This is a genomic window from Methylomonas sp. AM2-LC (genome assembly GCF_039904985.1).
Classification (GTDB): Bacteria; Pseudomonadota; Gammaproteobacteria; order Methylococcales; family Methylomonadaceae; genus Methylomonas.
This window is the reverse complement of the sequence record NZ_CP157005.1, coordinates 223,252-244,484: the sequence shown is the minus strand read 5'-3', so window position 1 is coordinate 244,484 and position 21,233 is coordinate 223,252. Positions and strand designations below refer to the sequence as shown.

Genomic DNA, 21,233 nt, shown 5'->3' with positions numbered 1-21,233 from the left:
TTAACACTATTTGGAACGGTAACAGAAAATACAATGGCTTTTCCTTAATTGACACTCTTCTCGCACCTGCAAGTCTCTGAATAAGGTTTCTACTTTGGGTGATATAGAACACCCTTATTGATATGAGCTGGAGCAAGAGCAATCAGGAAAGTTTTTCGATAAAAGAAATACAATAAAAATAGAATGTTTTTATTCTATTAAACCACAGACTGTTAGGCCCAATTTGAAAAAAACTAAGTAAAAAAAGTTTTAATTTAGTGCCTATAGAAAAGCCACGACCAAATTTTTTATGCAATTCACTCCATCTGTTTACTACATTCGGGTAATTAGCAGCTAGACGAAAATACAATCTCGTAATATGGTCAAATACTACCTGTTGCGCCTCGCCATCAAGCTCTTGTAATAGCTTTGTAAATGCGTAGTCGATATAGTCAATATTTAAGTTAAATATATGCTGTTCACGAGTTTTTATTATTTCATCTATCCATTCTGGTTCTATTTTTATGGACTCTGCTAAAAACTCCCAATATCTGCGTCTAATTTCCTGTGTTTTTATTTGTTGTTGAATAAATGCTTTATTAGAAATTTGTGCTGTGTGTTGCCGATACCATAACAACACCTCAGGAACATTAACCATTACACTGTGATTTTGGGTGGCTCGCACCCATAAATCATAATCCTCAACATTTTCCCATTCGCAATCGTAATATAATTTTTTCGCTAAAGCTGTTTTCATCATCACTGTTGGGTGAGCAAACGCAGATCCAAATAATAATGCCATTTTTATTGCGGAATCTGACTGTGGATGCCTAAGCACTCGGGAATCTTTAGTTCCAAATAATTTGATCCAACTACCACAAATATCAGCCCCTGTTTGCTCTAAATAGAATAATTGTCGTTCAAAACGCTGTGATAAGGCTATATCATCAGCATCCATTCTAGCTATCCATTCGCCATGGGCTAAATCTATGCCTTCATTTAGTGTATTTATAAGCCCGGTGTTGGCGTGGGAAAATATACGAATACGACTATCTGAGTTTTGATAATGTTGTAGAATTGACAAACTGTTATCGGTTGAACCGTCATTAATCGCGATTAACTCAAAGTCAGTATAGGTTTGATGCAAAATGGATTCTATTGCCTCGGCAATATATTTTTCGGCGTTATAGATGGGCAATATTACAGAAATTTTGGGGAGGCTTTGCATAGCGTATTCACAATTTTATCCAGTCAGTTGGCAATAAATCCTTAGTGTCATTATTATTAGCAAACCACTTTTGAGGTGCAATTACCAATTTATTCGGATTGGAGTTTAACCAAGCCCCCCACCAACTAAATGAGCTATTTGCGATAATATGATGCTTACATAAACTCATCAAGCGCATATCATTAAAGCTATCATTACCTGAGTTATGATCAACATAATATGTTTTATAATTAATATTAATATTCTTTTTAACCCAATCGATATCGTCAGAAAAAATAAAGAAAACTGGATCTAATACATGGTTGGCTATGTACTGTATTGCCAAATCGTAATAGTCTAATGAACATACACCATGATTTTTAAGCGTTGCAGGATTGCTTACGTAATCTCCTCGGCGTACATGTAAACTAATTGCATTAACTTGTTTTATCTGATCTGCGAATTCGGCATTCTTATTAACTAACGGTATTTTATATGTAAAGTCAGCACGAATTTCTGTAGTGTACTTTTGAAAATATTGAAAAGATTGCCAGTAACCCGATAAATAACATTTTTTTGGAATAGAGTTTATTTCAGGCCAGTATTGAAAATACGGTTCAACGACAAAATTATTTTTTCGGAAAGCACTCATATAAGGGTGCAATAAAATATTTCTGATTCTAGATGGAGACTGCCAGCCCAATACACTTTTAAAATCTAATTCAGTAGCTAGTTCAATTTTGCATGAAAATAATCGATCTAGTTCAAACCCCTGATGTAGAGTATAAGAAGAAAATCCTGAAATATCTAATAAAGTAGGTTCAGCAAGTTCCAATGCTAAAGCTCGGCAAAATGCATATTGAAACATTTGATTGCCAAGGCCACCGATAAGATTGACAATAATCATTTACCAAATTTTTTTATTAAAATATATTGTATTAATAAGAGTATATGCATATTATAAATATGCTTGTTTAGATTAGTAGACTTTTCAAGTCGGATCCTTCAACATCTAAGGAAATTAAGTAAAGTATACCATTTACTGACTTAATTTGGATTTGAATGTTCAAAATTTTTAGCCTTATTTAGTGAAATTATTCATCGATGGGTTTTTCATTATCTTTCACCATGCTCTTTTCGAATTAAAGTAGTAACCGAACGTTTTCAGTGCGTTTTATAAAAATTCTACCGCCTATCGAAACTTTAGTGATTTAATATGAATATTCCTTTTTAGTAGGTTTCTGCCTAAAGGAGTAACTAAAAATGCAACGATAATTCCTAGTATTGCTGCAAGTAAAATATCGATAATATTAACTATTGGTTGATTAATACTAGGAACTGGCATTACATAGTAAAGAGCACTAATTGCTGCAAAAATACTAAGCAATGGCAGAACAATGTCTTTTTGATACCAGCTCCACATTTCATTTGGAAGCAATCTACTATGCATAATTGGTATAGTTACAACGATATAGACAATGTTTAGAATGATCCAAATAATAGGGGTTGCTTTGACTCCATAGATAGGCACTGTTATATATACGGCTGGTACCAAAATCAATATTGATATGAAATTTGTAGTTAAGTTAAGTTTAGTCCAGCCGTAAGCAAGTTGCAAAAAATAAGGTATTTGCAGCATACCATTTAATAAATAACCTACTACCAATAAAGATACTAAAGGCGCAACTGCCTTTGCTGTAGACTCGTTATTCATCCAAAGTAGTAATACGTTTTCTGAATAAAAAGCGAGCACTATTGCTGTTGGAGCAACAACCATCGAGAGCATTTGTGATAATTTGTGATATGTTTTAATCAAAGTTTGACTATCACCACGTTCAATCAATAATACAAATTGCGGATATGCGGCATTCGTAATGGCACCCATCAATATATACAATCCACCAGCCAAAGTTATAGCTAAATTATAATAACCAAATTCAGCAATGGGTAAAAGTTTGGATAACAATAGTTTATCAACTTGGGTAAGTAAAAGTGCTTGCAACGAATTTGCACTCATACCTGCTGCAAATTTCCAAACATGTTGCAGTGAATCTATACTAAAATAAGAAGGCTTATCAGATTTTGGCAGTAAAAAATGCATTTTAACAGCCAATACTATCGCCTCAATAGCAGCAAGTACGCTTTGAAAAATTAAGAATGCAAAAACAGTTGGAGAAATCCACGCCAAAACGCCTACTGCCCCTAAACCACGCACGGTAGCAAATAGGGCGCTAGTGTAATTAAGCCATACCTGCTGTTGAAGACCCATAATAGCCCCACGGTATAGTCCTGAAAACCAGCGTAAAACAATAAATACGCCTGATAAAGACAATGCATTTGCTACCACGGATGCATTAAGCGTTTCAATTTGCAACCAATTAATGGTTATCCAATCACTAACCAAAAGCAAGCCAATCAACACAGTTATGGCTATGAATATATAGATTATCTCCAGTGAACGAACAAAATTTCGAATTTTCTGTGAGTCGTACGCACCTGCATCAAATCGAGCCATTTCACGACTTAGTGTAGGTGTAATACCCATGTCCAAAAGGAATAGCCAAGTTTGCAGCATGGTAAACACACCAATCAAACCATAGGCTTCAATGCCAAGATAATGAACGTACAAGGGCGTAAAAACAATTCCCATAAGAGAACTCCAGCCACTTCCAATATAGTTGGAAATGATATTCCGTTTCACGCTACTCATTAAGGCATACCATTTTCTTGGGTACGTTAAAAATTAAAAAAATATGTATGTCAGTCAAAATAATAAGTCAGTTACTAGAAGTAAGATCATAATTCTTTTCTAATTCACTATTCATATTATATTTTTAATAAATTGGCGAATCTGAAAGTATGGAATTCTTGGTAAAAATAGTTGTAACCGATTTATTGTTGTTTGTTTATTTTTAGCGATTGGATTGCCATTTCCATCTCGAAAAACATGCTCAAGTTTACCCAACATGACTGATTTGCGATAGTTTCGCCAATTTTCATTATAAATCCGTAAATAACGATTATTTTTTTCACTAATCTGGGCTTGATTGGGGTGTGTACGACCAAAATTGGCTAAAACAGGTTGATAACTGGAAATATAGCCTAAACGATTAAACTCGAAATGAAAGCGTAAAATTGGATCAATGTCATTCAAAGTTGGAAACTCTGAGCTGGGCCCCATTAACTGTTTGAAAACCTCCATACGCACACAATAATTTAACTCTGGTAAATACGAGGCTTCCAAACCGTATTGTAACCATAATTGGGATAAACGCCCTTTTTCCTGCTCTTCCTGAAAAGGGAATTGCACCGGATAGGTAATTGCACCTAGTGTGCCTTCACTACCCATGGCCGCACTGCCACCAAATACGAGCGATACCTGTGAATCTTGATCTAAGATCGTAGCTGCCCGTTTGAACCAATCTCTGGAAAGATAGCCGTCGGTCGAGGTCGTTACCATGACGTAACGGCCCCGTGCTGCATTTAACGCGCGAAGCAAGCCCTCTTCACGGCATGTATCTTGCCCCGTCACCAACTGAATAAACGGATATTGACGAATAATGTCAAGGGAGGAGTCCGTAGAACCGCCATCGGCTATCAGAAATTCAAAATTGTCGAATTTCTGAGCTAGTACCGATAGTATGGTGTCTTCGATATATTTTTCATGATTTCTATTTATGCAAATCACTGATATATCAGGATGCTCAGCGGGCAGACATTTAAGATCAAATACAAAATTACTCACACAGCATTCCTCTCTTGGCGATTACGAACGGATGGGTTTTTCTAAACTAAACAGGAGACCAGACTATAATTGAATAACCCTCTATAAACAGACTGCCAATGTAAGTACGTTGAGCTTTGTGAATTTTAATTTGCCCGATTTGTTCGAGCTGTCGCAATCCATCTAAAAAGCCGTTGAGATAATTACGCTTTTTAAAATAAGCCACCGATAAATAATCTATCAGTTTGCTTTCATCCAGCAATTCCGCTATGGGTTCTATATGAATACACAGTTTTGGGCGGTTTTTCAGCAAATAGTTTAAAAATGGTTCCCAGCGTGAACCGATTTGTTCTAAAGACGCCACGGTATACACAACGGCATTTTCTGCCAACTGAAAATCCTGATCGGGATTAAAATAATCGAAACGATGACCATGTATATCCGGGTCGATTTGATGCCGGGCTAAGTTTTCGATGATACGTTGCGAGGCTACTGTCCAATCAAGCCCATAGAGACTAGCTTGTTCATTTACACCCCTAGCCCGCAGTAAGTTATGTCCAGTGCCGCAGCCGAATTCATAAATCGCACTGGCCTGACGTAAATATTTATCAAATAGCCAGTCTAAAATAATCGCTAATGAATGACACTCAAACTTTTCAGAGATCGGCCGGATAAAATCACCGCGCCAGCGGATAGCTCCATATTTATTAAAGTATTTCGGCACAATCAAGTCGATATTACCTGGATTGTGTAAAATCAATTCCAAATTCTCTCCCCAGCCTAATTCCCATTGGTCAAGCCTATGTTCACCCGATTGCAATAAATTTGGATCTAGTAAGGTTTCCACTACTTTTATCAACAAGCCTTCTTTTTCAGCTGGCGAAAACTCAGTGTATTCAAACGCATATGCGCGAATGCGCTCCTCTACATAAGCACTGAGAAGTTCACCAAAAGCAGCTGCAAAATCGGCCACTGCCAATGATTTAATCGGGGGATTTGTCTGCGTATTTACCATGCAATTACAACCTTACATTTGGGTAATGGCTTAAGAACCAATCGATCGTGCGTTCTATCCCTTCTTCGAGAGGCGTCCACTTAAAATTGGGTAAGTAGCTATTTAGCTTGCTGGCATCTGAGGGTTTGCGGTATTGCCCATCTGGTTTCTCTGCATCGAACAGCAGATTACCTTGAAAACCTATTTTTTTGGCTACAATTTCTACCAGTTCTCGGATGCTAACTTCAATACCCGAGGTAAAAATAATCGGTGTATCGTCGGAATAATTTTCTAACGCCCACAGCGTTAATCGGGCAATATCCTCGGAGTAGACAAACTCACGTAAGGGTTTGCCACTACCCCAGACTATCAGGTCGGTACCTTGCTGTTTGGCTAAATAAGTACGATGGATCAACGCAGGGACTACATGCCCTTCGGTCAGACTAAAGTTATCATTAGGACCATAAATATTGGTTGGAATGGCGACGATATAATTACAGTTCCATTCTTTGCGATAGGCGCTACTTTGTACTTCTAACATGCGTTTGGCATAGGCATAGCCAAAATTTGACGGATGCGGTGGCCCATTATGTAGGTCTTTTTCGTTGAGTGGATAGATGCATTTATCGGGAAACACACAGGTAGACATAAACGAAATCAGTTTTTTACTACCTGCTATTCTAGCGCTTTCCAGTACATTAGTATTGATCAGGATGTTGTTGCGAAAATACTCACCGGAGTGAATTAAATTGCCACCAATACCACCTACTTGAGCCGCCAAATGAATCACATTCTCAGGAGCCAAGGCTTTAAAATGTGCTTGTGTTGCCACAAAATCGGTTAAATTCAGCGTTTCTCGGCTCAAATAAGTCGTATTTGGTTGGTTTAATTGCCGCAGGGCGTACCCTACCAAGCCGTTAGCGCCTGTGACTATGGTTTTGGTCATTAATGAGTTTCCTTCACTTACAATTCTGTAGTATTTAGAGCTTTCTGCCATTCGATGGTGCGGGCCAGACCCTCAGTGAAAGCAATGTATTAAGTTATATTAATTCTGTCTCAAAATCACGCATACATAAACATACGTATTCTGTAACATTTCTTATTTAACTGACTAATTCTATCATGAATCAGTGCCTGCAAATGTATCTGGACAGTTTGTTTTGTAAGCTGTATAGAATGTAACTATGAACTCTAGTAATATAAAAAGAGACGCGGCAACCTAACCATTCCATAATCACCTGTAGAGGGAAATAACAGCCGCGAATTAGGTGAATAATTTGTCAGCGAAAATATAAATCTCACTAACACAGCTAAGCAATAAAAAATCATTTCTAGGCACATCGATAGGTCAAACTTGTGGTATTTCTTTCTCAAAGATGTTGTGAGGTACATTTCCAAAGATTGAATGAAAATGCTAGCGGTAATAAAGGCAAACGATTTAGTCAGTAATGTAATTACTGGCTTCCAGATTGGCTTTAATTGGTTTTAGGTAATAGACTACGCACGTTTCAAAAATAACGTACTGTTAAAAAAGACTGCTTTACCCACGAACTCAAACGATTTACCAGTATATATCGACGCGTCCATTATTAGCCCACTACAAAATGTAGGGTAAAATATTAAGAGCATTGTATATAAAGTAGCCTATAAACAATTTATGGTTGCCGTGATAACTACTCAAAAGCGTTGCACAAGTTGTATGCGTTGTATGTTATCGGTTGGTCATCAATATTCGCTGTTAACTGTGATGCTGTTTATAGGTTTACCATGATCTATCCAAAGACGGTTTTATATCAAAAAACTTTTTTGCGTTAGTATATTTTAGTTTATTATCTATCCATACCTTTAATGATAAATAATACATACGTCCCTATTTCAGTAATTGTTCCTTGCTTTCGTTGTGCAAACACGATACATAGAGCGGTACAGTCAATTGAACAGCAAACCAAAAAACCTTGTGAAGTCATTTTAGTTGAGGACTCAAGTGGTGATGGCACCCTTGAAGTATTGTACGAGATTGAGCGACAATATAGCGGTTGGATAAAGCTTATCACCTTACCTAACAATTTTGGAGCAGCAACGGCACGGAACTTAGGATGGTCGGTAGCTAGTCAGCCCTATATTGCTTTTCTTGATTCAGATGATTCTTGGCATCCTGATAAACTGCTCATACAGTATCAAGTTATGCTAGAAAACCCTGACATAAGCTTATGCGGGCACCAAACTATCTGGTTAAAGGCTGGCAGTTCTACCCCCAATATTACCCAAAATGCCAGCATCACTAAAATCTATCCTTATAGTTTGTTATACAAGAATGCCTTCTCTACACCATCGGTGATGCTGAAACGTAATATACCTGTTCGTTTCCAGAGTAATAAGCGTTATGCTGAAGACTTACTATTATGGCAACAAATTGCTTTTGCAGGTCTAGGAGTACTAAGGATTGAAAGCCCATTGGCTTATGTTTACAAGCCACTTTATGGTGCAACTGGGTTAAGTGCGAATTTGTGGCGAATGGAAAGTGCTGAATTGGATAACCTTACTGTATTATATGCTGAAAAAAGTATCGGATTTACGCATTATGCCTTAGCTACATTATTTTCTATTGCGAAATTTATAAGGCGCTTAGTTCTAATTAAGTTATTCAATTGAATTACAGTTACTAAGTACTTTTTATTGTTAAGTCCTTAAATTTGCCTCTTTAGATTCGACTTTTGCGCCTCATCTTGACAAGGAAGTGTGTATCAGTATCTAGAATGTTGCCAGACTTATTTGACAGCACCCTTGGTAAACACAAAACATCCTAGACCACAATCCAAACTGGCGTTTTCATCATAGACGATACATTCCGGTGTTATATGTTGGTGAAATACCCCGTGATTATCAATCCATGCCATTTCAACTAGACTAAGTTCTGATAAAAATTGCCATATTTCACTAAGTGAAAGTATGCGGTGCCCATTAAACTGAACTCTGGGAGTTCCTATTGGGGTGGAGAGATATAAATACCCGCCAGGTTTCAGCACCCTCGCTAATTCGGCACAAGCCTTTGCTGTTCCGTCTGGATCAATAGGGTCACCGTATCGACCTAAGCCAATATGCTCAATAACATGCAGGCAAGAAATAGATTGAACACTCGAATCGGCATAAGGTAAGTTTAAAATTGTTCCCTCGCGGCAAACCAGATTTTCTAATTTCACAGATAGAGGGCGAATATCAACGAATTCGACTTTGATTGCTGCACTGAGCATTCCGACAAATTTAACATCAGAACCAACATCCACATGAACCTGCGGTAAATGTGACCAGATTTGTGAAGCTCCCCAGACCGCCTGATAAAAATAATGAGGATCAATTGGTGTTTCGTGTGTTCGGTCCGTTAAACAGGGATAAAAATCTTTCAGATAGGCGATACCGCCCGCAGCCCGATAACGTTGCCAATCTTTAAAAAAACGTAGGTATTCAAAGCAGCCTGTTACGGGCTGTGCATAAAGTGGGCGTAACCAACGTTGCAAAGGTCGCGCCATACGAAATAGTATCGGATTACTTCGAATATATAATTTCCAGTTCAAGAATCGAATTCCTATCAGTAAAGTTAAGCCGTTATGATTTTACTGCAATGCAATGCCAGCCAAAACACCCAACATCCTCTGCAGTCCTTGATTTTCCATGCAGTGAAAAATAAAGACATCCGATTGCTGTTACCAAATAAGCTAGCGGCCAACACCAACTGCCGTAATGGCGGGCCATGCCCGGTAGCCGCAATATTTCCTGTTTGGTATAAGAAAACCAGTCGCCATTCGGGATAAGCTCTAGGATGATGAAATTCCGTAGAGGCAGGTGATACTCGTACCAATATCGGCTAAAACCACTGACAAAATGATAAGGGGCAAAATGAACCAATGATGCGAAAGGCGCAGTGATTATCAGTTTGCCATCCTGTTTCAGTAAACGGGAAAACTCATCGAGTGCTCTGAGCGCATCAGGCAGATGCTCAAAAACTTCGCTACACAGGATCACATCAAACGAAGCATCCGCTTCAGGAATATTTGTAATATCGCATACTACATCAATGTTGCTGGTATCCCATGTGCCTGTTTGCAGGCCTTGACCATCTCCGTCACCTTGATATTGGCATACGTCTTGCGATACATAGTTCAGATGAGTACATAAGGGCTTATTCCGAAGCTCTCCAGCACCCGCGTCCAGTATACGTAAACCAGGGGGAATAGCAGCCAATGTTTCTGAAAGCCATTGATTTCGAGCTTCTTCATTTTTATTTATCCCGATAAACTTTTTAAATGATTCCTTCATTTGCCAGTCCTAATAGTTGAGAAAAAGTAAAAAAGACCGAGACACAACTCTATGAGAAAGGGCATTTTGATCTGATTAAATAAAAAATTTTACCATTTATTAAAATAAATGGGTAGTTGATCGCTAGGGCAATCGTACTTAAATCGATTTGAAAATAGAAGATAGATGAGTATATGTTTTTCTATCTGAAATTAAAGAATTATAAAATTAAGTACTTAGATGTTAGATCATTTTGTCACAATAACAAGCCCAGGGAGTCGATAGACAAAAAACATCTATTTCAAGACATTTTTGTGATTACTATGGATCCAAAAGCACCAAAAGCCATGTCAGTGTTCAAAAATAGCCTGTGGCATAAAGCGCTTTTTGCCATTCGATGGTACGAGTTAAACCTTCCTCTAATGTAATGTACTTTGTTTTTTTAAATTCCTGTTGTACTAAGCTCATATCCAGATATACATCTTCCGGTGCGCCGCCCAATTCCTGAACATCTTTGGGAAATTCCACTGGCACGTTCATGTTGCTGCCTACTTTTTTGGCAAGTTCAGCAATGGTTGTCCGGGAAAATCCGCCAACATTGTAAATCGGTTCACGTCCGAGAAGGAGGATATGCCACAGAATTTCAACAGCATCCGAAACATAACAATAAGTGCGTTTTGCAATTCCCATGTCTTGAAGTATGATTTTTCCCTGGGTAGCGCCTCTTTCTATAAATGAGTTAATAACCCGACGGTCGGCCGGTTTGGTTCCTGGTCCATAGGCTAATGCCAATCGAGCTGAATTGGCATTAATGCCATTAGCCCGATAAGCGTTACAGATTGCCTCCCCCGAACGTTTGCCCTCAATGTAACAGGCACGGAAATGAGTGGTATTGGTGGTGCCGATCTGGTCTTCGCGAAAGGGTGGATTGTTCAGTCCACTATATACTTCGCTAGTGCTAAGAAAAAGAAAGCTTCCACCGCTAGCAAGGCGATCAAACAAAGCCAAAGTAGTTGATGTATTTAGTTGTAGTGTTTTAATTTGATTTTCCATGAACCGACCAGGTTGACCATAACCTGCTGCATGAATAATAAAATCAAATTCTCCCAAACCGTCGACAAAATTTAAATCGGTCAAATCGCCCTGTATTACTCGAACTCCGTCAAAAGCTAAAAATGGCTTGAGCGATGCAGAGACTTCAGAATACACTACAGCGGTTACTGAGCAAGGTGCGAAACCCTGTCGTGCCAATTCGCTCAAACTGGCCAAAAAATAGGTGCCAAGCAATCCTGATGCGCCAGTCAATAAAATAGATTTACCAGCCAGTTTTTGGAGGTTAGCTGCCGCTACTACTTTTTGCGCATCTTCTTCAATAATTGAAACCAGTAAATTAGCCATTAATCAACGCCTCCAGTTTGGCTAGAATATTGTCACAAGTAAAGCCGATGGCTTGGTCATGCTCGTTGGCTTTTCCGTAATGTTTCAGGAATTCGCGAGGAACGCCTACCGAGTCTATCGTTACCGGTTTGGGATAAACAGCAGAGAAGATCTCGCGGGCCAGCGTTCCTGAATAAAAGGGCTCGACCAACAGAATCTTGCCCGAATTTGCTAAATTATTGCGGAGCATTAAACCATCGAATGGCGCAAGCGTGGTGTAGTAGATGATACTAACGTCAAGATCTTCGATTGCCGGTAGGGCATAATCGAGAGTGGGGCCAACAATAACAACGGTAGCCAGTGTCCCTTTTTTGAGCAAGTTGGCATGACCAAATGTTACCGATTGCGATTTGTTGTTTTCCCGCTCGCTGAGGCGATAATATGTGGGATTGCCGTTGGCATAGGATTGTTGGAAAAGCGCATCAAATTCAGCTGCGGTTCCAGGCACCACAATTTCCATTCCAGGAATATTCTGCAATACACCGACATCGCCAGGGCAATGGTGAGTGCATCCTAGCGACGCATAATCATAAGATGCGCCAACGCTGACAAAATTGCCGCCCAAGCGTTGATAGCCAAAATCGATTTTGAGCTGCTCAAAACTACGCTCGACTAAAAAAGGAGCAATAGTATGGACAATAGGGATAAATCCTGTTTTGGCCAACCCTGACGCCAAGCCTATGGTGGCTGGCTCCAAAATGCCGATATTGTATACCCGGTTGGCAAAGTTATGGAATGCCTTGCGAAAGCCAAAAATACCGATATCTCCTAGCAGAAGGACAATTTTTTCATCGCAAGCTAACTGCGATTCGACAGTCTTAACAAATTGTTGTCTCATGCTCATGACAATTCCTTTATCATGCTGTTAAGCTCCTCGGCGTTAGGTGATCTATGGTGCCAGGCAGGCTCGTTTTCCATACTTTTAATGCCGTATCCTTTAATGGTTTCTGCAATAATTGCCAAAGGACGGTGTGGATGCCGATGACTTAAAGCATGGAAAATTTCCTGGTGGTCATGTCCTGGTATCGAAAGAACTTCCCAGCCGAATGATTTAAACTTTCCTGCCAAATCATTCAAATCTAATGCACGGTCAGTAGAGTGATTATAATCAACAATACAGCATAGATTCGAAAGCTGGTGATGAGCCGCTAAAAGAGAGGACTCCCAAATAGTGCCTTCGTTGCATTCACCATCACCAATCAAGCAAAAAATTCGATTATTGAACTGACTGATTTTAGAGCCTAAAGCCATGCCCACAGCGATTGGCAGCCCATGGCCAAGAGAACCCGTGGAGGCCTCCACACCTAATATCTTGTTACAGTCAGGATGCCCACCTAATTTGCCGTCATACTGACAAAAGTTGTTTAAGCTATCGTCAGCTAAAATCCCTTTTTCTGCCAGAACCGCATAAAGAGCAAGTGATGCGTGACCTTTGCTAAGCACAAAATGATCCAGATATATCTCATCGGGTCGAGTTGCATCAAAACTCATTACTTTATCGTAAAGTACCCAAAGCAAATCAAGGATGGAGAATGCGCTTGCCACATGCCCTTCGCCAGCTAAATATGCAGCATGCACGATTTGGCGCTTCATTTTTTTTATTAATTTTTCAGGCATTAGCGGACCTCCAAAATTAATTTTCCGATACGCTTATAGTCTTGCTTTGTGATGCTGTTAAGTTTCGCTTCACGCTTCAAGTCTGCAATTTCAACACGCAACTGCTCATATTCTTGCATCTTAATTTTCAAGAATTTTAAGGTCATACGCGCTTTTTGCCCAATGCCGAGAGGACTTAACAAATAAACATAAGTCATTTTGTTGTTATTTTTATGAAAATTTTGCAACTTGATGAGTCCTATGTCGAGAAGAACTTTAATGCAGTAGTTGGTCGTGCCCAAGCTCACTGCTAAGGCTTTAGACAAATCGCCCTGGCTCATCTGTGGATTTGACTCAAGAAGAGGCAACAATTTTAAGTGGTTTTCTTGGTGCAAAGAATTGTCAGGAAAGATTTTCATCTGCTTTTATCAAGGAAGCTAATTTTTTACACCAATTTATACTGCATAACTGCTAGTAAATTCTGGTTAATATGACGAAACAATCTAATCTGTTTATCATATCAACACAATATAACATAAAACTTGCGATGTTGATTAAATCAAAGTTTGGTCTAATCCACCATTTTAATGTTGTTTATATGATTACGTTACGACTACCTAGGCTTGTTATGTTGCTTTCGACGATTTCAAGTTAAATCTATTCCAGTAGTGTAAGCGCTATATGTCTTACTTATACCCTCATCTAAACTAAACTCAGGTTTCCACCCAAGTTCATGAATCCGGGACGAGTCAAGTAGTTTTTGGGGAGTGCCATCAGGCTTGTTTTGATCTTTTATTATACGACCTGTAAAACCAACGACTTTGGCAATTTTCTCGGCGAGATTTTGAATAGATAAGTCACTGCCATAACCAACATTTATAAGACCAGGAACAACTGAATAGTTGAGTAATTCTTGATAAGCTTGCGCAGAAAGTTTAGCAAGAAAAATGCATGCAGACGCCATATCATCTACATATAAAAATTCACGACGAGGATTTCCGCTTCCCCATATTTCTACTTCTGATGAGCCGGAAATTTTAGCTGTATGGAATTTTCGTATTAGAGCGGGTAGCACATGTGAGTTATCCAGATCGTAATTGTCGTTGGGCCCGTAAAGATTGGTAGGCATCACAGAAAGGAATTTGCTACCAAATTGTTTATTGTATGACCGACAGGTTTCAATGCCTGCAATTTTTGCAACTGCATAGGCACGATTAGTCAGTTCCAACGGACCGCTAAGGAGATATTCTTCTTTAATTGGTTGTGGACAGTTTCTGGGATAAATGCAACTGGAGCCTAGAAACAACAATCGTTGAACATTAGTTTTGTAAGCAGCATGGATAACATTTGTTTGAATAACTAAGTTTTGTCGAATAAATTCGGCAGGATAAGAGTTGTTGGCGTGAATACCTCCTACTTTAGCAGCAGCAAGAAAAACGTATTCGGGCTTTTCCTCAGCGAAAAATGCTTCGGTAGCGTGCTGGTCAGTTAAGTCCAGCTCTGCATGTCTGCGTAGTAACAGGTTGGAATAGCCATTGGCTTGCAAGTTACGGACTAAGGCAGATCCCACCAGTCCATTGTGTCCAGCTACGTATATCTTTGCATTTTTGTCCATAAATTATCCTTTGTAAAGTCGCTATTTACTTCTAATTTTATCAGTCATTAGTGAAGAAAGGCCGAATTTTAGCGTTAAGCCTAACTTAAGCAGCTTAAAAATGGCAATTCCCAAGTATTATGCAATTCTTTGGTATATGTAACTGTTACATTTTAATGACTGAATAATTAACGAGACGGATATCTTAATTCCCTTCATGCTCAGCAAACACAGTCATTTTTCCTTGTTTATCAAAAGAGATAACTTGATAAGCTTGTTTTTGCCCTTCAGTTTCCATACCCGGACTGCCTAACGGCATTCTGGGTGCAGAGATACCCGCCACATCGGGTTTTAATTGTAAAAGCTTTTTAATATCATTCGCTGGCACATGTCCTTCAATGACGTAGCCATTAACCAGAGCAGTATGGCAGGATGCTAATTTGTCCGGGATACCATATTTGGCTTTGATAGCTTGCATATCATCGGTAATGATGGTCTTAATATTGAACTGATTAGCTTCAACATGTTCGGACCATTTGCCGCAACAACTACAGGAGGGGCTTCGATAGACGGTCATTTCCACGGGAGTGATAGATTCGTCAGCCAAAATGGGTAAGCTTAGAAAGGATGACATCAGTATGCTGAACAATTTGAAAGTTTTCATTTTTTCACACCGCTGAAATTGAAAATGTATAAGTTTTTTGCGCAAAGCCTAACAGATAGCAAGCTATCGGGTCGGAGAGGTATGTTCAACATTAAGGACTCCAAACTTTAATCGCCATTAATGGTAATCAAGATAGAGCGCATCCCAGCTTGATTTCGATGTTCACATAAATAAATACCCTGCCAGATACCCAGTGCAAGTTTTCCATCACATATGGGTATAGTAAGGGAGCAGCCCAATAAGACGGATTTTATGTGTGCAGGCATATCATCTGCGCCTTCCAATATATGTCGAAAATAAGTCTGATTTTCAGGAACTGCCCTTGAGAAATAACTCTCCAGATCGCGACGTACATCGGCATTTTCATTAATGCTTAAAGAAGCAGAAGTATGCTGCAAGAAAATATGTGCCAGCCCTAACCTAAATTTATTAAGATCAGGCAGCTGCTGTAGTATTTCATCTGTTATCAGATGAAAGCCGCGCGGTTTAGCACTTAAATGCAACTGCTTTTGCATCCACATTAGCTGCGCACATGATATTGTGGACTAAGTTCATGCACTGCATCAACCATCGCTTTTACATGCTCAGGATTAATGTCTGGCAAAATGCCATGCCCCAAGTTAAACACATGGCCACTACCGTGACCGTAACTGTTTAAAACTTTGCCTACCTTATTACGGATTACTTCAGGTGAAGCATAGAGCGTAATGGGATCCATATTACCCTGCAAAACGACTTTTTCACCCACACGGTTTCTGGCATTGCCAATGTCGGTTTGCCAGTCTAATCCGAGTGCGTCGTATCCACTATCGGCCATTGATTCTAGCCACAGTCCGCCACCTTTAGTAAACAAAATACAGGGAATTTGTTGGCCATCACGCGTTGTGTTCAGCAATTGTCGAACTTGCTGAGCGTATTGGAGTGAAAACTCTAGATAATCATCATGGCTTAGCATGCCACCCCAAGTATCAAAGACCATCACCACATCTGCGCCTGCAGCAATTTGAGCATTTAGATAAGCTGCAACAGATTGTGCTAGTTTGGCTAGTAAGGTATGCATGCATAGTGGTTGTTCGAATAGCATGCCTTTAACTTTTTGGAAGTTTTTACTGCTTTTCCCTTCTACCATATAGGTTGCCAATGTCCAGGGGCTACCCGAAAAACCAATTAATGGCACACGACCATGCAAATTAGTTTTTATCAGACGTACAGCATCCATTACATAGCGCAGCTCAATTTCTGGGTCAGGGATAGGGAGATTTTTAACATCCTCAGCAGTTTTGATGGGGTGTGCAAATTGTGGCCCCTCGCCTTCAGCAAATGATAGACCTAAGCCCATTGCATCAGGAATTGTCAAAATATCTGAAAACAAAATAGCGGCATCAAAACTAAATCTTTCTAAGGGTTGTAGTGTTACTTCACAAGCCAGTTCTGGGTTGGTGCATAACTGCATAAAACTACCTGCTTTACTGCGAGTTTGACGATACTCTGGCAAATATCGGCCTGCTTGGCGCATCATCCAAACCGGAGTGCGTTCAACTTCTTGTTTAAGTAGGGTTCTGATAAATAAATCGTTTTCTAGGATAGTCATGTGCTAAGTGTTAATTTCGGTGTCTGCTTTCAATTTGAATGGCCCGAAAGCGTTTTTCCAGTGCTTGTTTAAATTCATTTGGCATCGTGGCTTTGTATTGTTTGGCTTCGTTAGCGGTCTTAAAAGATCCGTAAATTAGCACGTATTTTTCTGGCTCGCCGATACCTTTAGTGATTGGATAGTATTTTAGATTGTCGCTATATTCATCGTATTTCTTAATAAAACGGCTTGCAGCTAGTTTATTAGATAAAACCATGATTTGTAATGTATAATTGTTCGCTGGTTGTGCTTGTATCCAATCATCAGTGTCAGTCTCGCTGACAGGTTTGTCAGGTTTTTTTTCAGCGGTATGGACAGTGGATTCCGGTGTTTTGGCGAGAGTAGTTGTCTCAACTACGGGCGGAGTGGTTAATGTTGGTTTTTCAGCTTGAGAACTAATAACAGGCGCAGATTTAACGATCTGAGCAGTACTTGCATTTGTACTGGTGGACGGCAAGGCAGGGATAACCGGCAAATTAGATGGCTGTAGCTTTATTTCTTGCGAGATAATGTCCTTGTCTTGGTTTAGTGATTGAGTTGACGAAGGTTCGCTGGTGCTTATTGTCGGCAATGCTGCTTTGTTAAATGCATCATTCTTAACGGGTTCAATTTGGCTAGGCGTTAAAACATTTTCTTTTATGTCTTGATTCTGAATAGTTGTTGCAGGAGTATCGGGCTTTACGTCAGAAAATGTTGGGATGGCTAACAGTGATTTTGTGACTTTCTTGTCGTCTTCGGGCTGATTAGCGATGGAAGTCTCTATGGTATTTGTTGATATAGGAAAGGATGGCAAAAGCAGTGTGATACACCAGCCAGTAATAACAACTATTAAGGTGATACTTAGCCATAATCCAATCCGACTTCTTTTCCGATTTTGGTAGCGATCAAGCTTGGGGAGTTCTTGCAGAATTTTGCCAGGTATGCCATGCGTTTCACGATAAAGCGCCGTTACCAGATTGTCGTCGACAGCTTGAAACGATAATGCTGCTCCAGGTTGAGCTGATAAGTTTTGTAAAAACTCTCGGCATTGTTTTAAGTTCAGAGGGGGTAATTCAATGAAATGACAATCGTCTACTGTTTTATCCGAAGCGTGTTTAATATGAAATTGATCATAAGTCATAGAAAAAACAAGTTGTAATTTTGGCATTGATTCGGACAATGCGATTAATTCGCCTAAGAGACCTGGCACCAGTTCTCCTGCATCGTCGATCATTAATATTACTTTTTGCTGTTCACAAAAGTGGCGTAGCACAGTCAGATCAAATCGATTATCTGTATCTTTTATATCTAGAAATCGATTCAAATTATTAATAATAGTTTCAAAGCTTAGATTAGCAGATCCTTGCTGCGGACATATCCACCACTGGTCGCCACGGCTTTCTTGTAATGTGTTTAGAAATGTGGTTTTACCTATGCCCTCAGGGCCGCACACGACAAGTGGTTGACGCAAATTGCTAAGTAAATGAATCAGCAAGTCTAACTTTTGGGAACGTTCCTGAGAAAGTAACGTGCGCATAGTAGTATTGCTGGCAGTCAGCTTTGAATTAGTTTGAGTAATTTTTTTATTATCCTGCATAATTTTTCAGCGTTGCAAGCAGCTGTGCATGATCGACATTGATGGGCAACGAAGCTTTACCCATTGCTTCCAGTAGAATAAGCCGGATTTTGCCATCCAGATTTTTTTTGTCCACCGACATTAGTTCAAGGAAGTGATCAACTGTCATTTGTTCAGGCGTTAACACAGGCAAATGTGCTGATTTAAAAATGGCAATAATGCGCTCAACTTCCTGTAAATTTAGCCAACCTATACGTCTGGAAAGATCTGCTGCCAAACAACATCCGATTGCAACGGCTTCCCCATGTAGATAATGGCCATAGCCCGTACCCGTTTCTATGGCGTGACCAAAAGTATGTCCCAAATTTAATGTAGCACGTACTCCGGTTTCAAACTCATCTTCACCAACCACTTCGGCTTTGTTTATACAAGATCGTTCAATTGCATAGGTAAGTGCAGATTTATCTCTGGCCAATAAATTTTTCATATTGGCTTCCAGCCAAAATAAGAAGTCGATATCACGAATCAAACCATATTTTATGACTTCTGCAAGACCTGCCGATAGTTGTCTATCTTCTAGGCTATCCAGCACATCTACATCAGCAATCACACATTTGGGTTGGCAAAAAGCGCCTATCATGTTTTTGCCCAAAGGGTGATTAACGCCCGTTTTACCACCTACTGATGAGTCGACTTGGGCTAATAATGTGGTGGGAATCTGTATAAAAGCAATGCCACGTTGATAACAGGCAGCAGCAAATCCCGTCATATCGCCGATAACGCCACCACCTAGTGCTATTAAAGTAGAGTTGCGGCTAAATTTGTTTGCTAGCAAATGATCAAAAATTTGTTCCAGATAGTGCAAAGTTTTGTATTGCTCACCATCCGGCAAGATAACCGACTGCACTGTGTAATCTTGCAACACTGCTTCTAACTTTGCTAAATACAAAGGTGCTACAGTAACATTACTGACAATCGCTACCTGTTTTGACTGGATGTGTTGAGTCAATAATCGGGATTGGTTTAACAAGCCAGAGCCGATGTAAATGGGGTAGCTTCTATCATTATTTAATTCAACTATCAATTCTTTCATGATTGTCCAAAGCTGTTCGATACTGTTGTAGAATGGTTTTAACGACGGTTTTACCAGGAATAGAACCGGAATCTATTTTAAAGTTAGCACATTCTTTATAAAGTGGTTCTCGTTGAGCAAGCAATGATTGCAAGCGCTGTTTGGGGTTGGCCGTTTGCAACAAAGGTCTTTGAGTGTCGTGTCGGGTTCGGTAAAGTATTTTATCTATTGAACAATATAAATAGACCACGAAACCCGTTTGTTTTATGGCTTCACGATTTTCAGCTTTAAGGATCGCTCCTCCGCCGGTTGCCATGACGATACCTTGCAAAGCAGTCAATTCGGCAATGACACTTTGCTCACGAATTCTAAAGCCTTCTTCGCCTTCGTAGGAGAATATAGTGGAAATACTCGTACCAGTGCTTTGCTCAATAATTTTATCGCTATCATAAAACGGGCGATGTAAGGCTTTGGCAAGTTGTTTTCCTATGGTGGTTTTACCAACCCCCATTAAACCAATAAGGTAGATATTCTCCATTTTATTCATGTGCAATGGCGAGATTTATGCATTAAAGCTCGGCATTATGCCCACTTTTCTATAGGAATAAAATTTTATCTTAACTCTTTAAAATGGGCAGCAATTTGAGTCTGAATTTTTTCTGCCATTGCTTTACGATCAATGGCGTCTCGGATTGGCCTGCCAACTACCAGAAAATCAGCCCCATTTTGAATGGCTTCATCAACACTGACGGCACGTTTTTGGTCATCGTCCTCGCGATTATCAACAGGCCTAATTCCAGGTGTGATGACCAACAGGTTTTGTCCTAGTTGTTCTCTTATCAGAGGGGCTTCCAATCCAGACGACACAATGCCATCGCAACCAATTTGGAAAGCGCGTTTTGCACGGGATAACACTAAATCTGTAATGTTACATTGAAATCCCAGATCGTCAAGATCACCTCGGTCAAGGCTAGTCAATGCGGTAACCGCTAAAACTTTCAAATTGCCTTTGTTTTGAACTGCGGCTTCCATGATGGCATCATTACCATGAATAGTGGCTAAATCGACGCCTTTAATGCTTAAGGCTTTTATTGCCCTACCTACGGTGGCGGGTATGTCAAAAAATTTTAAATCTACAAAAACTTTTTTATCGCGGGCTTTTAACCAGTCGATAAATCCGAAATAATCTCCAGACATGAACAGTTCCATGCCTACCTTATAAAAAACAACCGCATCCCCTAGTTCTTCAACTAAATTTTGTGCTTCGGCAATACTGGATACATCCAACGCCATGATTAGTCGCTCGCGAACAGGAATGGCTTTTGTAGAGATAAATGCAGAGTTTGTCATGCCGATTTCCAGATTGGTAAAAATGTACAAATGATTAAATACCTGGATTTTATCCGATGTTTGATCAGGAAGGCGTATTTTTGTGAATTATCTGATGTGATACCGATTCCTACATTTCAAATTTGTGTTTAATAGGTT

Annotated in this window: 21 protein-coding genes; 1 reads left to right on the top strand and 20 read right to left on the bottom strand. The window is 39.6% G+C overall.

The features are described 5' to 3' along the window. Positions 1-142: 142 nt before the first annotated feature. From ABH008_RS01145 to ABH008_RS01120, 6 genes are all read right to left on the bottom strand, one after another. A complete protein-coding gene (locus tag ABH008_RS01145; protein ID WP_347988041.1) occupies positions 143-1,207 on the bottom strand; it encodes a glycosyltransferase in 1,065 nt (354 codons plus the stop codon). Positions 1,208-1,214: 7 nt separating this feature from the next. Continuing rightward, entirely contained in the window at positions 1,215-2,093 is an 879-nt protein-coding gene (locus ABH008_RS01140; RefSeq protein WP_347988040.1) for an alpha-1,2-fucosyltransferase, read from the bottom strand. 285 nt (positions 2,094-2,378) lie between these two features. After that, entirely contained in the window at positions 2,379-3,896 is a 1,518-nt protein-coding gene (locus ABH008_RS01135; RefSeq protein WP_347988039.1) for an oligosaccharide flippase family protein, read from the bottom strand. Positions 3,897-4,007: 111 nt separating this feature from the next. Beyond that, positions 4,008-4,931 (bottom strand): glycosyltransferase, encoded by a 924-nt coding sequence (locus ABH008_RS01130; RefSeq protein WP_347988038.1) that lies wholly within the window; start codon positions 4,929-4,931, stop codon positions 4,008-4,010. Positions 4,932-4,977: 46 nt separating this feature from the next. Beyond that, complete coding sequence (locus ABH008_RS01125; RefSeq protein ID WP_347988037.1) at positions 4,978-5,925, bottom strand: hypothetical protein; 948 nt, start codon at positions 5,923-5,925, stop codon at positions 4,978-4,980. A 4-nt stretch (positions 5,926-5,929) separates the two neighbouring features. Next, positions 5,930-6,850 carry a GDP-L-fucose synthase gene (locus ABH008_RS01120; protein WP_347988036.1) on the bottom strand — a complete coding sequence of 307 codons (921 nt, stop codon included), beginning with the start codon at positions 6,848-6,850 and terminating at the stop codon, positions 5,930-5,932. A gap of 902 nt (positions 6,851-7,752) precedes the next feature. On the opposite strand from ABH008_RS01120, the gene ABH008_RS01115 reads away from it, so the two are divergent. Next, entirely contained in the window at positions 7,753-8,556 is an 804-nt protein-coding gene (locus ABH008_RS01115) for a glycosyltransferase family 2 protein (RefSeq protein ID WP_347988035.1), read from the top strand. A 116-nt stretch (positions 8,557-8,672) separates the two neighbouring features. Here the strand turns inward: ABH008_RS01115 and ABH008_RS01110 are convergent, their stop codons facing one another. The 14 genes from ABH008_RS01110 to pyrF form a co-directional block, all read right to left on the bottom strand. Further along, on the bottom strand, positions 8,673-9,476 hold the full coding sequence (locus tag ABH008_RS01110) for a DUF268 domain-containing protein (protein WP_347988034.1): 804 nt from the start codon (positions 9,474-9,476) through the stop codon (positions 8,673-8,675). 31 nt (positions 9,477-9,507) lie between these two features. Continuing rightward, positions 9,508-10,218, bottom strand: coding sequence for a methyltransferase domain-containing protein (locus ABH008_RS01105; RefSeq protein WP_347988033.1), 711 nt, complete (start codon positions 10,216-10,218; stop codon positions 9,508-9,510). 336 nt (positions 10,219-10,554) lie between these two features. Then, positions 10,555-11,595, bottom strand: coding sequence for an NAD-dependent epimerase/dehydratase family protein (locus ABH008_RS01100; protein WP_347988032.1), 1,041 nt, complete (start codon positions 11,593-11,595; stop codon positions 10,555-10,557). After that, the gene (locus ABH008_RS01095; protein ID WP_347988031.1) at positions 11,588-12,478 is read right to left on the bottom strand and encodes a hypothetical protein; all 891 of its coding nucleotides are present in this window, start codon (positions 12,476-12,478) and stop codon (positions 11,588-11,590) included. The genes ABH008_RS01100 and ABH008_RS01095 overlap by 8 nt, the downstream gene beginning before the upstream one ends. Then, positions 12,475-13,251, bottom strand: coding sequence for a transketolase (locus tag ABH008_RS01090; protein ID WP_347988030.1), 777 nt, complete (start codon positions 13,249-13,251; stop codon positions 12,475-12,477). The genes ABH008_RS01095 and ABH008_RS01090 overlap by 4 nt, the downstream gene beginning before the upstream one ends. Continuing rightward, complete coding sequence (locus tag ABH008_RS01085; protein ID WP_347988029.1) at positions 13,251-13,649, bottom strand: MarR family EPS-associated transcriptional regulator; 399 nt, start codon at positions 13,647-13,649, stop codon at positions 13,251-13,253. The genes ABH008_RS01090 and ABH008_RS01085 overlap by 1 nt, the downstream gene beginning before the upstream one ends. 227 nt (positions 13,650-13,876) lie before the next feature. After that, the gene (locus tag ABH008_RS01080; protein WP_347988028.1) at positions 13,877-14,845 is read right to left on the bottom strand and encodes a GDP-L-fucose synthase; all 969 of its coding nucleotides are present in this window, start codon (positions 14,843-14,845) and stop codon (positions 13,877-13,879) included. Positions 14,846-15,029: 184 nt separating this feature from the next. After that, positions 15,030-15,488: a DUF411 domain-containing protein gene (locus ABH008_RS01075; protein ID WP_347988027.1), complete on the bottom strand. Its 459-nt coding sequence runs from the start codon at positions 15,486-15,488 to the stop codon at positions 15,030-15,032. Positions 15,489-15,595: 107 nt separating this feature from the next. Next, a complete protein-coding gene (locus ABH008_RS01070; protein WP_347988026.1) occupies positions 15,596-16,009 on the bottom strand; it encodes a secondary thiamine-phosphate synthase enzyme YjbQ in 414 nt (137 codons plus the stop codon). Further along, positions 16,009-17,079: a uroporphyrinogen decarboxylase gene (gene hemE / locus ABH008_RS01065; RefSeq protein WP_347988025.1), complete on the bottom strand. Its 1,071-nt coding sequence runs from the start codon at positions 17,077-17,079 to the stop codon at positions 16,009-16,011. The genes ABH008_RS01070 and hemE overlap by 1 nt, the downstream gene beginning before the upstream one ends. Positions 17,080-17,089: 10 nt before the next feature. Next, positions 17,090-18,694, bottom strand: a complete 1,605-nt coding sequence (locus tag ABH008_RS01060) for an AAA family ATPase (protein ID WP_347988024.1) — start codon at positions 18,692-18,694, stop codon at positions 17,090-17,092. Further along, complete coding sequence (aroB, locus tag ABH008_RS01055) at positions 18,684-19,766, bottom strand: 3-dehydroquinate synthase (protein ID WP_347988023.1); 1,083 nt, start codon at positions 19,764-19,766, stop codon at positions 18,684-18,686. Before aroB ends, ABH008_RS01060 begins: the two co-directional genes overlap by 11 nt. Beyond that, positions 19,747-20,292 carry a shikimate kinase gene (locus ABH008_RS01050; RefSeq protein ID WP_347988022.1) on the bottom strand — a complete coding sequence of 182 codons (546 nt, stop codon included), beginning with the start codon at positions 20,290-20,292 and terminating at the stop codon, positions 19,747-19,749. Before ABH008_RS01050 ends, aroB begins: the two co-directional genes overlap by 20 nt. A gap of 65 nt (positions 20,293-20,357) precedes the next feature. Beyond that, a complete protein-coding gene (pyrF, locus tag ABH008_RS01045) occupies positions 20,358-21,095 on the bottom strand; it encodes an orotidine-5'-phosphate decarboxylase (RefSeq protein WP_347988021.1) in 738 nt (245 codons plus the stop codon). Positions 21,096-21,233: the final 138 nt, after the last annotated feature.